Source organism: Methylocystis sp. Uni0008 (assembly GCF_056838045.1).
In genome coordinates this window covers 1,766,727-1,782,385 of the sequence record NZ_CM166370.1, presented here as the reverse complement: position 1 = coordinate 1,782,385, position 15,659 = coordinate 1,766,727, and the positions used below count along the sequence as shown (strand labels likewise).

General features: G+C 62.3%; 12 protein-coding genes. 8 read left to right on the top strand and 4 right to left on the bottom strand.

Annotated elements, in window-relative coordinates:
- Positions 1–129: 129 nt before the first annotated feature.
- Entirely contained in the window at positions 130–1,233 is a 1,104-nt protein-coding gene (locus tag AC0X69_RS08695) for a hypothetical protein (RefSeq protein ID WP_482613051.1), read from the bottom strand.
- Positions 1,234–1,468: 235 nt separating this feature from the next.
- Positions 1,469–1,759: a con-10 family general stress protein gene (locus AC0X69_RS08690; RefSeq protein ID WP_482613050.1), complete on the bottom strand. Its 291-nt coding sequence runs from the start codon at positions 1,757–1,759 to the stop codon at positions 1,469–1,471.
- A gap of 536 nt (positions 1,760–2,295) precedes the next feature.
- Here AC0X69_RS08690 and AC0X69_RS08685 point away from each other — a divergent pair.
- From AC0X69_RS08685 to AC0X69_RS08650, 8 genes are all read left to right on the top strand, one after another.
- Entirely contained in the window at positions 2,296–2,616 is a 321-nt protein-coding gene (locus AC0X69_RS08685; protein WP_482613049.1) for a hypothetical protein, read from the top strand.
- Between the two features lie 239 nt (positions 2,617–2,855).
- A complete protein-coding gene (locus AC0X69_RS08680) occupies positions 2,856–3,599 on the top strand; it encodes a sensor histidine kinase (RefSeq protein WP_482613048.1) in 744 nt (247 codons plus the stop codon).
- Positions 3,596–4,273 carry a response regulator FixJ gene (fixJ, locus tag AC0X69_RS08675; protein ID WP_482613047.1) on the top strand — a complete coding sequence of 226 codons (678 nt, stop codon included), beginning with the start codon at positions 3,596–3,598 and terminating at the stop codon, positions 4,271–4,273. Before AC0X69_RS08680 ends, fixJ begins: the two co-directional genes overlap by 4 nt.
- 85 nt (positions 4,274–4,358) lie before the next feature.
- On the top strand, positions 4,359–4,790 hold the full coding sequence (locus tag AC0X69_RS08670; RefSeq protein ID WP_482613046.1) for a response regulator: 432 nt from the start codon (positions 4,359–4,361) through the stop codon (positions 4,788–4,790).
- Positions 4,791–5,235: 445 nt separating this feature from the next.
- A complete protein-coding gene (locus tag AC0X69_RS08665) occupies positions 5,236–8,262 on the top strand; it encodes a PAS domain-containing protein (protein WP_482613045.1) in 3,027 nt (1,008 codons plus the stop codon).
- Between the two features lie 99 nt (positions 8,263–8,361).
- Complete coding sequence (gene istA, locus AC0X69_RS08660; protein WP_482613044.1) at positions 8,362–9,861, top strand: IS21 family transposase; 1,500 nt, start codon at positions 8,362–8,364, stop codon at positions 9,859–9,861.
- Positions 9,858–10,697, top strand: coding sequence for an IS21-like element helper ATPase IstB (gene istB, locus AC0X69_RS08655; protein WP_482613043.1), 840 nt, complete (start codon positions 9,858–9,860; stop codon positions 10,695–10,697). Before istA ends, istB begins: the two co-directional genes overlap by 4 nt.
- A 120-nt stretch (positions 10,698–10,817) precedes the next feature.
- Entirely contained in the window at positions 10,818–13,079 is a 2,262-nt protein-coding gene (locus AC0X69_RS08650) for a tetratricopeptide repeat protein (RefSeq protein ID WP_482613042.1), read from the top strand.
- Between the two features lie 26 nt (positions 13,080–13,105).
- Here AC0X69_RS08650 and AC0X69_RS08645 read toward each other — a convergent pair whose 3' ends face one another.
- Both AC0X69_RS08645 and AC0X69_RS08640 read right to left on the bottom strand, forming a co-directional pair.
- A complete protein-coding gene (locus tag AC0X69_RS08645; RefSeq protein WP_482613041.1) occupies positions 13,106–14,116 on the bottom strand; it encodes a hypothetical protein in 1,011 nt (336 codons plus the stop codon).
- Between the two features lie 100 nt (positions 14,117–14,216).
- Positions 14,217–15,248 carry an adenylate/guanylate cyclase domain-containing protein gene (locus AC0X69_RS08640; protein ID WP_482613040.1) on the bottom strand — a complete coding sequence of 344 codons (1,032 nt, stop codon included), beginning with the start codon at positions 15,246–15,248 and terminating at the stop codon, positions 14,217–14,219.
- Between the last annotated feature and the right edge of the window lie 411 nt (positions 15,249–15,659).

The window sequence follows — 15,659 nt, the reverse complement described above, 5'->3', positions numbered from 1 at the left end:
GGAGAAGCCACGGCGGTCTCGTCGATGGTTCAGGAGGCCAGGTGCCGCGTATGGCGGCGGTGCTGGCACGGTGCTTATAGCGGCCGTCGCTGCCGCGTGTGGCGCCGCTGCTGGTAGCAGGCCGCGCGCTCACCGGATTGGCGCCGCTTTGCTGCGATGGCGGGCGGCGCCGCCCTCTCGCCGGACGGGGTGGCCCAGGAGGCCGCCTCTCCCGTCATCATTGCTTGCGAGGCACCTGTAGTAAGTCGGCGGCAGACGAGCGCCGGTTGCGCATCTGTACAACGCATAAAGATCGTTTCGCGTTCTATAGCGAATGTAGGGGTGGATCAGATAGCGCCCGCTGCCATCGACGAAATTGCCGAAGCGATCGATGTCGCCTTTGACGGCGGGGTCCGAGTCGACGATCGCGTGTCGCAGCTTTTCGCCTTCGACAAAGTTTTCCGGCAATTGGTCGAACGGACCATCGAAATATGTATTCAGACGCGAATCTTCTTCGCGCACGCCTATCAGTATGCGGCGTTCGCGCCAATGATCGCGGTAGAACGCAAAGCCGGACCTTCGGCCGACGACAAGTCGATCCGTGCGCCGGGACCGGACCAATTCGTCTGCGCCGGCCGAACTCTCGTCGAGAACATAATGGAAGAGCTTTAGTCGTGAATTGTAGACGAGGTAGAATCGTATCCCCGATTCATCGATGATGGGTCCAAGAAATTCTTCATCGGGACCGACGGCGCTCGCAGGCGGCTGCGCCTTCGACAAATCCTCGAGCGCAAATATGACGCTCTTTGCGCCCTGCGAAACCCGATAGAGTAGGGGAGCGATCCGCTCCACTCTGACGCCCTGCGAAGCGCCGAGCGTCGTGTGATGGGCGTTGCCGGGCGCCGCCCACGCGCTCGGCTCCTGAAAATATTCGAAACGAAGTTCGCCGCGGTCACGATCGGCCGCCGGCAGGCGGATATTGCCTGAATAGCGGCTCCCATTGAGGAAGAAGCTGAAATAGTAATAATTCTCTGTCGGATAGACTCGAACTTGCTCTGGAAGAGCGCCGAGCACGAAGGCGAAGACGGCGATGGGGTCGTCGATGGCGAGCTCCGCCTTTCGCGTCACATCCTCGATTAGCGCCTCATTTGTGTAGAGTCTCGGAAGCCGCGCGTCTTGCGCGGCTGCTACTTCTGTCGTTGTGGCGGCGATCAGCGGCAGCAGTCCCAAGACCAATCGGAGTCGAATCGCCATCAACGCCGTTCCGCGGATGCCTGCGCTGCGCCACCATTGGGCCTCGCGATCCGGCGCACAACTGCAAAATGCCGTCGGCCTTGAACATTCTAACAGCGAAACGCCGGGCTCTGCGAGCACGCTAAACGCCGGAGCAGCTCCATTCCAGAGCGCCCGTCGCCGACGTTGATCGGTTGCGACAGCGACAAATCTCGAGAGCCAATTGCCCGAACAGCGGCGCGTCGCAGAAGCGCCGTCATGCGCCTCCTGACATGATGTCGTCCTCGGCGCGCGGCGTGCTGCGCGAGGCGTGGCCTCCCTTTTTGCCCGCCTGCGACGCAAGCTGGCGATCGATGGAAAAACTGCGCTTGGCCGCGCTGACGGCTAAGCCGCCCTTGCGTCCCGCAGTCGAGGCGAGTTCGGGATTCTTCGCGAAGCTGCGCTGTTCGCTCGGGACGCTCTTGCCGCCCTTGCGCGCAATTTCACGCCGTCGCTCCAGCGGCATCGACGCAAAACCTCTCCGTGACTTGTTGACCGCAGTGCCCATATGATTCGCTCCAGTTTCGCTCCAACTATTCTTCCGCACCTCCGAACTTGTAGAAGTTTGTTCAGTAACTCGGGAAGAAGGAAGCAAGGGGACGCCCGCCGCTCGCCGAAACGCACAGGCTGAGCAATGTTCATATTTCGCTGAGACTAGGCTGCTGCCAAGCTGGTAATCTTACGTAGAAATTGAATTTTTAGCGATATCAGAGTCAATCAGGGTTTTATTGGTCGCCGAATCGCACGCGATCCTCGGCCTTTCCTCTCGGCGCGCGCGTTGTTTCGCCGATGGCCTTACCGCATGATGAAATCACGACCAGGACTGGTCTGACCCAATCTCTTTTACGTAAGTCTACCAATTTTGCTTTACATGCGAGCGTGCTTCTATGGCTCTGTTGTCCAAACTCAAGTGAAACGCCGCCACGTCAGTGGCGGGCAAGCATTGCAGCAAGGCGCGCAAGAACGGCGGGAGCGTTCGATATGTCCATGTCGTGGTGTGCGGAGCGGTCGAGTCTCAAAGCTCACCAAGAGCTTTCCGGCGCTATGCTTTCTTTGAAGCAGAAGCGCCTGCTCGCGAGCTATCTGCTCAATCTGCGCAGGGGCGAGTGGTTCGTGTTCGAGATGATGGTCTCGGATATCCGACGGCTTCTGGACCTCGGCGCAGAGGCGCTGGCGACGGACGTGTTCCTCCTTCTCGGACTCTTCATGCGGGACCGTCCGCAATTGAATGGCCACGCCCAGCGCGCCCGCGCCTTCGAGAGCCTGTACCGAGGTCAATCGGCGCGTCGCACGATCGCTTCGCACTTTATGGCGGGCGAGGGGACGCGCGCCGAGGGCTCGATGGAGACGCAGAGCCACAACTAGCGAGGGACCACGGCCGCGCGTGGAAATTTCCCCGCGCGGCGTGAGCGTCGTCGCAGCCTCAGCGCCGCCCCTCTGCGAGCGAGCGACAATGCCCAGAAAAGCCGTCTGCGCGGCTGCAGCGGTTAAGCTTGTGGGCGGGTTCGTGGTGGGCTATCGCTTTACCAGCGCCGAGCGCCATTGCAGTCGGCGGCGGATGCGGCGTAATTTCCACGTCAGGTTATGCCAGTAGGGTGGCTTCGGTGGATGATGCTGGCCGCAATGTTCTTGGCGCCGGGCGGGGCGAACTCGAACGATTGCGAGCGGTCAGCGGATTGGCGGACACTCTCGCCCATGAAATCAATCAGCCCTTGACCGCGGCGAGCGCCTATCTGAGAGCCGCGCAACGCCTCACAGGCGGGCTCCCTAGGGAGTCGGTCGCGCCGATCGTCGACGCGCTCGACAAGGCTTCGGTGCAGATCATCCGGGCGGGGCAGGCGGTCCGTGGGCTGAGCGAGCTTGCCGCGCTGGGCGAGCCCGACAAGACGGATGTCCGGCTCAATTCTTTAATCGAGGAGACGCTCGACCTTATGGCCGCGGAAGCGGCCGAAGCCGGCGTCTCGATCAGCAAACGTCTGACGGAAGAAGACGACGGCATCGTCGCCGACCGGATCCAGATCAAGCATGTCCTGGTGAACCTTCTGCGAAACGCGATTGGGGCGATGCACGGATCCGCGCGACGCGAGCTGCTGATTTCCACAGCGACGGATGCTGCGGGAGCGATCCGATTTGAAATTCAGGATTCCGGCTGCGGGGTCGGCGAACGGGAGGACGCTGATCTGTTCGAGTTTTTTGCGACGCAGCAAAAAGGGGCCGGCATCGGGCTGCTCATTTCGCAGGCAATCGTAGAGGCGCATAATGGGCGCCTATGGGCTAAGGCCAACCCTGACGGGGGCGCTATATTCTCCTGTGATCTTCCGTTGCGAGGGCGAGAGTTCAACGGATGAACCCAGGAACGGTTTTTGTCGTCGACGACGACCCGGCGGTGCGCGACGCGCTTCAGTTTCTCCTCGAATCTGAAGGCTACGCCGTGTCGAGCTTTCCGTCCGCGCCATCCATGCTTTCGGCCGTCGGGCCGGAGAGCGCCGGGTGCGTGATCGCCGACGTTCGCATGCCGGAGGTGAGCGGACTTGATCTCATTCTCGAGATGAAAAACCGAAATCTTCGATTGCCGATCATCATCATCACGGGTCATGGCGACGTGCCGCTCGCCGTGGAGGCGATGAAGCGGGGCGCCGTGGATTTCCTGGAAAAGCCTTTCGACGACGATGCGCTTTTCGCAGCCGTCAAGCGGGCGCTGTCGCGGGACGCCGCCGAGCAGTCGCGCTATTCGGACGAGCGGCGGATGTCCGAAAGGTTCATGTCGCTGACGAAGCGAGAGCGAGAAATTCTTGAAAGGCTCGCTGAAGGCTACTCGAACAAAGTGATCGCCCATGATCTCGGCATCAGCGTGCGCACCGTCGAAGCGCACCGCGCCAATGTGATGGCCAAGATGCGCGTCAGAAACCTCGCGGAACTGGTCCGAATGGTCCTCAACGGGCGAGATGTTTTGGAGTCGGCGAGCGGCGCCGGGGACCGCGGCTCCCGAAAACCTGCGTCGCCAATCCTGCGTCGCGACTAGTTTCTGTTGGTAAGGACACGCATTGCCAATGTGCGTGGTTCGGTATTCAAATCCGGAAGACCGAGCGTAGAGGAGCAAATTGGTCATGAGAGAGCGGATCTCGCAAACGGATGCCGTCGAACAGAATGGCCGTCCCTTTGCCGCTCAGTCGGCGCCGCGCGTGGTCGTCATCGATGACGACAGGGATGTCGCCGATAGCCTGGCGATGCTGCTCGACTTGCTGGGATGCGACGTGAAGACGGCTTATACGGGAGCCGTGGGCGCTTCTCTTGTGGCGGAATTTCAGCCAACGATCGTCTTCCTGGACCTCGGCATGCCCGATATGAACGGCTACGAAACCGCACGCCGCATTCGCAGCGAGCCGGCCGGTCGGCAGGCGCAGCTTATCGCGCTTACCGGCTGGGGGCAGGACGTCGACAAAAAGCGCACCCGCGAGGCCGGCTTCGACCGTCATCTCGTCAAGCCCGCCGATATCGATATTTTGGAAGAAATCATCGCTGCCCATCGGGAAGACTGATCGCCCGAGCGGCCTAACGCCGCAGGTAGACCGGTTCGCTTAGAATATCTCCCCCCGCCTACGCAGTTCGCAGGGGCTTTTTTGCGCTTGTTTTATTTGCCTCAGCGCGCGCCGCTGCAAAGGACTTCCCAAAGCCGAAGCTTCAGCTCGGGCTTAGACATCGTCGTGGCTTAGCTGGATTCCGCACACACGCCAGCGTAGTAGTTCGAGAGGCGCGATCGGTCTGGGGCTCATCGGCCAGAATTCCAGGGAGCGATGCGACTTGGCGTGTCGGCGCAGACAGCTAAGGAAAGCTCGGACAGAGAGCGGGAAGCGCTCGAAGCTCGTGTTCGAGCGCTGCGGCGGCATCGATCCTTTCGACCCAATATCCGACCTGGACAGCCCAACGATCGCGAGCCCGCCCGGTCGAACGCGCCGGCCGCGGCCAATGTCTACTGGATAGCAAATGAATTTTTCAAACACGGACAGATTTTGGGTTGTAAATTGGTCGACAGATTGTGACGGGCGTTGCGCCTCCATCGACCCGCAGTGGCGAGGGATTACGGGTCAAAAACCCGAACGTGCGCTTGGCGAGGGATGGCTCGAAGCCGTCCACCAGGACGATCAGGAACAAGCGAGGACCCAGCTGGCGCGCGCGCGGCGGTCGGAGCGTTCGTTTCAGGTCATCGTAAGGCTTCGGCAGGCGGATGGCCAGTTCCGCTGGGCGCTGGCGGTCGGCGCGCCGCGCTATGATGCGCAAGGCGCATGTATCGGCCACAGCGGCGCCATCATCGATTTTCATGACCGGATAGCCGCTCAACGCGAACTCAGCGAAGCGCGGCAAAGGCTGGAAGCGGTGATGAACGCCGCGCCCGTTGGTCTCAGTTATTCCACCGATCCAAGCTGCGCCTTCATCACCGGCAACAAGGAACTCTTCACGCAGTTCGAGATTGACGCCTCGGACAATGCGTCCGCATCGGCTCCCGACCCGGGCGCCGCGGGACGTCGGATTCGCTATCTCAAGGATGGACGCGAACTGACGGAGTCGGAACTCCCTTTGCAGGTGGCGTCGCGTGAAGGTCGCGCCGTCCAACCGATCGAGATGGAAGTCGAATTGCCGAGTGGACGCCGATGGCGCCTGGAAGCATCGAGCGCGCCGATCGTTTCCCCCGATGGTGGGGTCCTTGGCGCCGTCGCCGTGACGGTCGACGTGACGGAAGGCAAGGAGCGGCTCGATGAATTACGCTTGAGCGAACAGCGCTTTCGCACGCTCTTTGAATCGAGCCGCGACGGAATCGTCACCGTCGACATGAGCGGACGCATCATCGAGGCGAATCCCGCATATCAGGAGATGCTCGGCTACACGCTCGAAGAGCTGAAGCGTCTCACCTACCAGGAGCTGACGCCGGAAGTCTGGCGCGAGATGGAAGCTGCGATCGTGCGGGAGCACATTCTTCCGCGCGGCGAATCCGCCGAATATGAGAAGGAATATATCCGCAAGGATGGACGCGTCTTTCCAATAAGCTTGCGCACCTGGGTCGTTACCGACGACCAGGGCCGGATCGTCGGCATGCGCGCGTTCGTGCGCGACATCACTGAACGCAAGGCGGCGGAGGCGGCGTTGCGCGACAATGAGCAGCGCATGCGTCGCTTTTACGACTCCGGCCTGTTGGGCGTCATCTATTGGAATGTGGCTGGCGCGGTCACCGACGCCAACGACAGGTTTTTGGAGATGGTCGGCTATACGCGCGCTGACCTCCAGGAAGGACGCATCAACTGGCTCGAACTGACGCCGCCGGAACTCCTGCATCTCGATGAAGCCGCCATTCGAGAAGTGAAGGCCACCGGCTTCAACGCTTCACCGTTCGAGAAGCAATTCTTCCATAGGAACGGTTCGCGCGTGCCGGTTATTGTCGCCGGCGCCATGCTCGATGAGGCGCGGTTCAATGGCGTGGCCTTCGTGCTGGACATCACGGAGCGCAAGCAGGCCGAGGCGGCGCTGCGCGCGAGCGAACGGCGCTTTCGCGCCATCTTCAACCAGCAGTATCAGTACAGCGCTTTGTTGAGCGCCGATGGACGCGTAATCGAAGTCAGCGAATCTGTCATTCACGGCACGGGCGTTCCTCGGGAGGAGATTGTAGGCAGGCCGCTGCTCGACGCTCCGTGGTGGCGAAACGTTCCGGATGCGCGCGCACGTTTGCAGGCGCAGTTCGACGAGGCGCGGGCGCGACCCAGCCCGTCACACGGCGAAGGGGCTTACGAGACGCGCGACGGCGCGCAGCGCTATGCGCTCAACACCGTGACCGCACTGCGCGACGAGTGGGGAGAAATCGAGTTTCTACTCGTCGAAGGCATCGACATCACGGAGCGCAAGCAAGCTGAACTGGCTCTGCGGGACAGCCAGCAGCAGCTTGCACTGGCGCTCGAAGCTGGCCAGCTGGGGTTCTGGGACTGGGACGTGCCCAGCGGCCGCGTCCAATTCGGCGGCCGCTGGGCGTCAATGCTGGGCTACGAGCGCAGCGAGATCGAGCCGCATCTCCGAGCCTGGGAGACGCTTATTCATCCGGACGAGAGGGAGGCGGTTGCGGCGAGAGTTTCCGCGCACCTGGAGGGGAGAACTGAATTCTACGAATGCGAGCACCGCTTGCGGCACAAAGACGGCTCCTGGCGGTGGATCCTCGACCGGGGCCAAGTGGTGGAGCGGGACGCTCAAGGGAAGCCGCTACGCGCCATCGGCACCCATGCCGACGTCACCTCGCGACATGAGGCCGAGGCGGGAGTGCGTGACAGCGAGGAGCGCTTTCGCGCGTCATTCGCCAACGCTTCGATCGGTTTCGCGATGAACGGACCGGACTATCAGTTCTTGGACGCCAACCCCGCCTATTGCGCCCTGACGGGTTACTCGCTCGAAGAACTTCGCGCTCACAAGGGTTCGGAACTGATCCATCCTGACGACTGGCCGGCCAATGAGGCCTTGGTCAAACGGATGGCCGTCGGCGAAATACCCGGCTTCGTCATCGAAAACCGCTATGTGCGCAAAACCGGCGAAGACATCTGGGTCCGCAAAAGCGTCTCGCTTATTCGTCACGCTGACGGGTCGCCGCGGTGGCTCATCACGCTGGTCGAGGACGTCACCGAGCGCAAGCAGGCCGAGGAGGCGCTGCAGCAAAGCCGCAACGACCTTGACCGCGCGCAGGAGGTCGGAAAGATCGGCTGGTGGCGTCTCGACGTCCGCCAGAACGTGCTGACCTGGTCGGACGAGAATTATCGCATCTTCGGCGTGCCCAAAGGAACGCCGCTGAGCTACGACATTTTTCTCTCGATGGTGCATCCCGACGACCGGGACTATGTCGATGCGCAATGGCAGGCGGCCCTGCGCGGCGAGCCTTACGACATCGAGCATCGCATCGTGTCCGGAGACGACGTCAAATGGGTGCGTGAAAAGGCCTATCTGGAATTTGACGCGGCCGGCGTGTACGCGGCGGCGCAATAATCGGCCATTGAGCGGCGCATATTGCGGCCGCGTGGCGGCGTAAAACCCGGCCAGTTTTAGGCTGACTTCCCGAACATTGATTCGGGAGGGCGGCCGGGGATGTTTGCGGTGGAGATTTACGCGGCGGTTCGACGCTTTGTTTTCATTGAGGGCAAGAGCCGGCGTGAGGCGGCGCGCGTGTTCGGACTGAGCCGGGACACGGTGGCGAAGATGTGCCGCTATTCGGCGCCGCCGGGTTACGTGCGCACCAAGGCTCCGGAGCGGCCGAAGCTGGGGCCGTTGCTTCCGGCGATCGACGCCATCCTGGACACCGACAAGATGGCGCCGCCGAAGCAGCGGCATACAGCGAAGCGGATTTTCGAACGGCTGCGGGATGAGCACGGCTTCGCCGGCGGCTACACCGTGGTGAAGGATTATGTGCGGCTGGCGCGCACGCGCTCGCGCGAGGTATTCGTGCCGCTCGCGCATCCGCCGGGTCATGCGCAGGTCGATTTTGGCGAATGCGTCGGCGTCATTGGCGGCGTGCGGATGAAGCTGCCTGTGTTCTGCTTCGACCTGCCGCAGTCGGACGCCTGCTTTATCAAGGCCTATGCGGCGGAGACGACGGAAGCTTTTCTCGACGGCCACGTCTCGGCCTTCGCGTTCTTTGGCGGCGTTCCGCTGTCGATCCTCTACGACAATCTCAAGATCGCCGTGGCGAAGATACTGGGCGGCGGCGAACGGCGGCGCACGCAGGCCTTTACCGAACTCGTCAGTCATTTTTTGTTCGACGACCGCTTCGGGCGTCCCGGCAAAGGCAATGACAAGGGGAAAGTAGAAGGGCTGGTAAAATATTCGCGGGCCAATTTTCTGACGCCCGTTCCGCATGCGCCGTCCATCGAAGCACTCAACGCCAGGCTCGCGGAGCGCTGCCGCGCTCGCCAGAACGAGCGCGCCGGCCGGCATCAGCAGACGATCGGCGAGAGGCTCGTCGCCGACATGGCCGCCTTTCGAGAACTTCCCGCCGCGCCGTTCGAGGCTTGCCACAAGGTCGCGACAAAGGTCTCGTCCCTGTCGCTCGTCCGCTATCGCACGAACGATTATTCGGTTCCCACAAAGTATGGCTTTCGCGACGTGCTGGCGAAAGGCTTCGTCGACGAGGTCGCCATTTTCTGCGACGGCGCCCTGATCGCCCGTCATGCGCGCAGCTACGCCCGCGACGATTTTATTTTTGAGCCGCGTCACTATCTAGCGTTGCTCGAGCAAAAGCCTGGCGCGCTGGATCAAGCGGCGCCCTTGCAGGGCTGGACGTTGCCCGAGACGCTCGCGCATCTGCGCCGACTTCTGGAAACGCGCATGGGCAAGCGCGGCAAGCGCGAGTTCATTCAGGTGCTGCGACTGACGGAAGTGTTTCCCGAAGCCGTCGTCATCGGCGCGGCGCTCGACGCCATAAGGCTGGGCGCCATCGGTTTCGACGCAGTCAAACAACTCGTCATCGCAAGAACTGAGAACAGGCCCGCGCGTCTCGATCTTTCCGCCTATCCCTACTTGCCGTCACTGAACGTCAAGACGACATCGCCCGCCGATTATCTCGCGCTCGTTTCCAGGGAGGCGGCATGACCACGTCCGCCTCTGCCGATATCCCTGCGCCGCCGCGGGTTTTGCTCGGCCATCATCTGCGGCAGCTCAAATTGCCGACGATCCTGCGGGAATACGAGAAGGTCGCCGCCGAGGCGGCGCGCGAAGGTCAGGATCACGTCCGATACCTTTTACGCCTCGTCGAACTCGAACTCATCGACCGCGAACGACGCATGGTCGAGCGGCGTATCCGCGCCGCGCGCCTCCCGGCGGTGAAAAGCTTCGACACATTCGACTTCGCCGCCATCCCATCGCTCAACAAACCGCTCGTTCTCGAACTCGCCCGTTGCGAATATATCGTCGCCCGCGACAACATCATCGCCCTCGGCAACAGCGGCACGGGCAAGACGCATGTCTGCCTGGCGCTCGGCCTCGCCGCCTGTCAACGGGGCCTTTCCGTCGCCTTCACGACAGCCGCCGGGCTCGTTCATCAACTGATGGAGGCGCGCGACGAAAAGCGTCTGCTCAGGCTCCAGGCGCAACTCGCCGCCGTCAAGCTGCTCATCGTCGACGAACTCGGCTATGTGCCACTGTCGCAGACCGGCGCCGAACTACTTTTCGAAGTGTTCAGCCAGCGCCACGAACTCGGATCGACGATCGTCACGTCCAATCTGCCGTTCGACGAATGGACGAGCGTCTTTGGTAATCAGCGTCTCACCGGCGCGCTGCTCGACCGCCTCACCCATCACGTCCACATTCTCGAGATGAACGGCGAGAGCTATCGGCTCAAGCAATCGAGGGCCCGGCGTCACAAGCAGCCGCAGCCCACCGCAGAGCAGACCATCGATCCCGATACCGGCGAAATCTCGCCGACGTAGCCAAAGAATTATTTCGCCGCCGACATGCAAAGGGGCCCGATCGGGCCCCTTTGCATGTCGGCCATCGCGACCAACTGGCCTGGTTTTACTCCGCCCCAATGGCAGGAAATCTCTCCGCCGTTGACAGGCGAAACGCAACGGCTGCGCGACGCGCTCGCGGAAGCGAACAAGGCCGAGCAGGACAGCATTGTGCAGGCCGAACTCGCCGAGGTCTACAAGGCGATCAAGAAGCGCGATTACGCGCGTGCGGCGAAGGCGGCGCGCGAGCTTCGCGTCAAATATCCAAACGATGAAGCGCCGCTGCTTGCGCTGATGGCCGCGTTGAGCGGCTCCCGTCGCGCGCAAGAAGCGGTTCGCGAAGCCGATTCGTTCATCAAGGACCATTCGCCGAGTTCGACATTGCTCGCGCAGCGCGGCTACAGCCGGCGCGCAAGCGGCGACCTGCGCGGCGCCATTGCGGACTTCGAGGCGGCGCTCGCCAAGCCGGGCGTCGAGCCCGCGCAAGAGAAGAGGTTGAAACTCGCGATCGCCGAGGCGCAGCGGGCAAATCAGCCGGGCGCCTCGCAGGCCGGCGGGGGCGCGCAGCAGACGCCCATGCAGCAGGCGCTCAATGACGGATACGACGCGCTCAAACTCGGGCGGCCGGACGCGGCTGTCCGCGCGGCGCAAGAGGCGCGTAGTCTCGATCCCGAGGCGGAAGAGCCCGTTCTCCTCCTGCTGACCGCGCTGCTTCGCCAGGGACGCAAGCCTGAGGCGCTTGCGGAAGCCAACCGCTATCTTGCGTCTGTCCCGCAAAGCGCTGCGGTTCTCGCCCAGCGCGGCTTCATGCGCCGTCAGTCCGGCGATGTCAGCGGCGCCGCCGCAGACTTCGAGCACGCGTTGAAATATGGCCTGCCGGCCGATCAGAAGCTCAATGTCGCGCGAGCGCTCAACGAAGCGCGCTACACGCTCGTCGCCGAAAAGGCGTTCAAGGCGGCGGCGGCGCAGGATTGGGCGAACGCCTTGCGCTACGCACAGGCGGCCGAAGCGTTCCCGGGCGCCAATGAAGCCGTTTTTCGTGTGACGATCGCCGCGCTTGCGGGGCTAGGCCGCACAGACGAGGCGCTGAGGAAGTCGAACGCGCTGATCGCGCGCGGCAAGGCCTCGGGCCAGGCCTATGCTCAGAGAGCCTATCTTCGTAAGACGCTCGGCGACGCCGACGGCGCCTATGCGGACTTCGTGACGGCGCTCGAACGCGGCGGTCTGCCGCCGGCGCAAAAGATCGCGGTGGAGCACGAAATCGCGACCGCAAAATCCCTTGCTTATGAAAAGCAGGGAGACCTGACGCAGGCGCGCGCCGAACTCGTCAACTTCACACAGAGCCACCCCGGCTATGCGCCCGGATGGGCGACGCTCGGCTATTTTTACGCGCGTCAAAAGGAATATGCGTCCGCGGTCGACGCCTACGAGCATAGCCTTGCGCTCGATCCGAAAGGCGAAGTGCTGCTGAGCGCGGGCTACGCGAGCGTCTATGTCGATCGTTCGAAAGAGTCGCAGTTCTTTCGGGAGGCGATCGACCGCTGGTCGGACGATCCTTCGCTCAGCGCGCGACCGGCGCGTGATCGGGAGGTGGTCAAGACGCAGATCGTCGAGGCGGATGCGAGCGTTCGCACCAATGTGGTGATGAGCGGCATCGCCGATCGTCGCAAACGCTGGGGCGGGCATCAGATGCAGCCGAGCTTCGAAACGGTCATGCGGTTCGATGGTCGGCACCTGCCTTACGTATTCGGTCTCGAAACTCTGATCGGCGGTTTCTGGTCCCAGGATCAGACACGCTTCACCGAGAGCTATTCGCGCCTCGGCCTGCGCCTTCGTCCGCTGGACGGCGTCAATTTTTCGGTCAGCGCGGAATGGCAGCACTATTTCACGCGCAACGCGCCTTTCAATCAGCTGGCCCTGTCATGGGGCTATGGCTATGGCGGCTTCGCCTATTCGAGCACCTCCAGCGCGGGAGCCGCTGGGGCGATCGAACCAACGGACCTGAGCTACCCCTATGAGACGACGTGGCAGCCGCTGACGAGCTTCGCGACCTACGGCACCTACAGGGCCGGCGAGCGCCGCTATCTGCAAAACGCGGTCGGTCTGCTCGGCTATTCCTATTGGAACGCCGACGCCCGCGTGGTGCTCGGCGCCGCGGCGATGGGAATGGCGACATATGACAGCGCGGACACCCGCCGGTTCGCCTTCGGGGCGGGTCCGGCGGTTGTCGCCCGCACATGGCTGGGCGGAGATTTCTATCGAGCCTTCGACGGAATCCTTACGCTCCAGATCGGCTATCTGTTCCCCTTCGGCGAGAGTCGCCGCCAAGGCGGCCTCAACGGAACGATCGCCATCACTTTCTGACGCGACGCGCGTCCGGGTCTGCAGATCTACTTTGCGATGCTTCCGCTGCGCGGCATCGTGACCACGACCGAATGGAAATAGACGGCGGCGTCTTCGGAATAGAATCCGACGAGCCCGCTGGCGTAGGGCCTCTCCCGGTCAGTGAAGGTGGTTAGCAGAACGCCGTCGACATACGCGGTAAGGGTCGTGGCGCTCGGGGAGGCGGACTGAACAATCTTGACGACGTAGCGATGTCCGATCGGGAAGGTTGGTTGATGTCCCGACGCCAGGAAGCGCTGAGCGCCGGGGTAAGCGGGGTCCGCTTTGCCGAGTTCCCAGCCATTCGGCTTGGGGATGAGATAATAGAAATGCGTGTTGTCGGCGTAGTCCCACAAGAGCCAGGCCACCTCCCATGGATTTGGCGCAGGTTGCCGCCGAAGCTGCTGCTCGGTGTGAAGCGCCGCTTCGATCGTAAAATTGCCGCGAAGGTCAACGGGCCATGACGGATGCGGGCCGTTGATCAGACCGGCGTGGGTCTCGTTCGCGGAAATCGACTCCTTGGGCCGTATGGAGAGCGAGCGGCCGTCGAACTGGCTGGCGACCGAATTCAGACCAAAGCCGTGATAGACGGACTTCCAATTGGGGGCGAGAATCGCGCCGTCTTCAATCCGGGTTTCGGGGGCGTGAGGAACCGCGCCGTCGAATGTCTCGGAAAGGACGATGTGGTCCGGAGTCACCGTCACCATGGCGCGATGCGACGTGGACGCCGGGCCGCTCTTGCATCTGATCGTGTAGGTCGTCGTTCGCGTCGGGCGCACAGGGATAGCGCCCGAGACGCCGCGGACCACGAAGCGGGGATCGTGCGGGCGGCTCGAACCCTTGCAGAAGTCGGCGTGCGCCGCGGAAAATGCGAGAGTCGCCGATTGACCTGGATTGATCATCGTCGGCCTCGCCGACAGCGTAGCGACCGGAGCTTTCCCCGTCACCTGCATGCGCGTCGACGCTTCCTCAGCGGCGGCGGCCGTCATTGAGATCGACGCCAGAGCGATGGATCTCACCAAAAACGCCCATGTCATTGAAGCCCAGCCACGGATGGCCCCACTCGCAAAAACACGCATCTACCCGTAGACGAACCGCCTCTCTTGCCGACCGCGAGCCTCACGAAGCTGTGCGGCCCTCCTGCAGACACTCCGCCGGGGTCCACTGGTATACCTCATAGCCGTCGACCACCTTGCCTGCGTCGCAGAAGCCGCCGCGCTGCTGCACCGGCTCGATGATCTGCTTGGCGCAAGCGATCGTGCCGGGCAGCGCATATTTCTGCATATGGCCGGCGATATCGATGACGCGATCGCTCATTTCCTCCATCGGCGTCTGCTCGTCGTAATAGACGTGGCCGGCGTTGACGCCGCAGCGCACCGTGAAATCCGACTTGATCATTTTCACATTCGCATTGAACGCCTCGAGGCCGCTGATCACTTCCTTGGCGGCCTTCAGCGCTGCGTCGATCGTGGGAAAACAGGCCATGACGCCGTCCGGCGTCCACGCCGCTTTCAGCGACCCGTTGGCGCGGAGTTTGCTGTCGACCAGATTTTTGTATTCATAGAAATCATGCTCAATGAATGTTTTATCCTCGCCGAGTTTCATCTTGGTCGAGTCAACCACGTCGATGGCGAGGAAAGCGAGGTCGCGCCCCATCGATTCCAACTGGCGCTTGGCTTCCGCCATGACCTTGAGCAACTCGGCGCGGCTCTTGGCGTTGCGCGCGTCCATCGTCTTCATCTTTTCCTTGACCGGCGCGAGCACCCGTTCGTCGGCCCCCGCGGGGGCTGCGGATTTCAGAGCCTCGAAATCACGCTGCAGCGCGGTGCGGTAGATGGCGGCCGAGACCTTGCGGCGCAGATTGTCGACCCACATGCGCGCAGCCAGAATCCCGGCGACGATGAACCAACGCGCCAGCTCATGGCCCTTGAAGTTGGTCGGGATTATCGATTTGACCCAGCGGATCATCCGCGCGTCAAAGATCTCGACCTGCTCAATCCACCAGTATGAATTCGCATGTTTGAAGTAATGCGTGACGAGCGGCAGCAGGACGAGCGCCAGCGCGACGAGCAGGAGGGCGTTCAGCAGCCCCAGGAAGAATCTGGCCAGCCTCAGTGGGAGCGGAGATTCCGCATTGCGGGAATTTGCCATGAGCTTCTTTCAATCGAGCGTCGCCTGACGCGCGCCAGCGTTATCGCACGCACAAATCGATTCGCGCAATTCTGACCGACCGTCGACGGAAGCAAAGGAATACAATAAAACAAGTCCTTTGGCGTCCCGGTCCCGGCCCTCGCATGTCGCCGGCCAGCAACGCCGGCGTTCAACTCAAGCGCATGCACGATGAAAAGGTCTTCGTCGCAAACGCCTCGCGCGAGTTCATCGCCGAAACACATCTCAGGCTTTTCGGACGCGCCGGGGAGGAAATTTTTACGCACAGCGCTTTGGCTGCGCGACGCGGCCTTGCCGCCTCGGCCTCTTGGAAATCAAAGTCGGAAGGTTCGCGGGCGATCCGCCAGCACAACGGATTGATGCTCAGTCTCGCCGGCTGTCTGATGGAGGCGG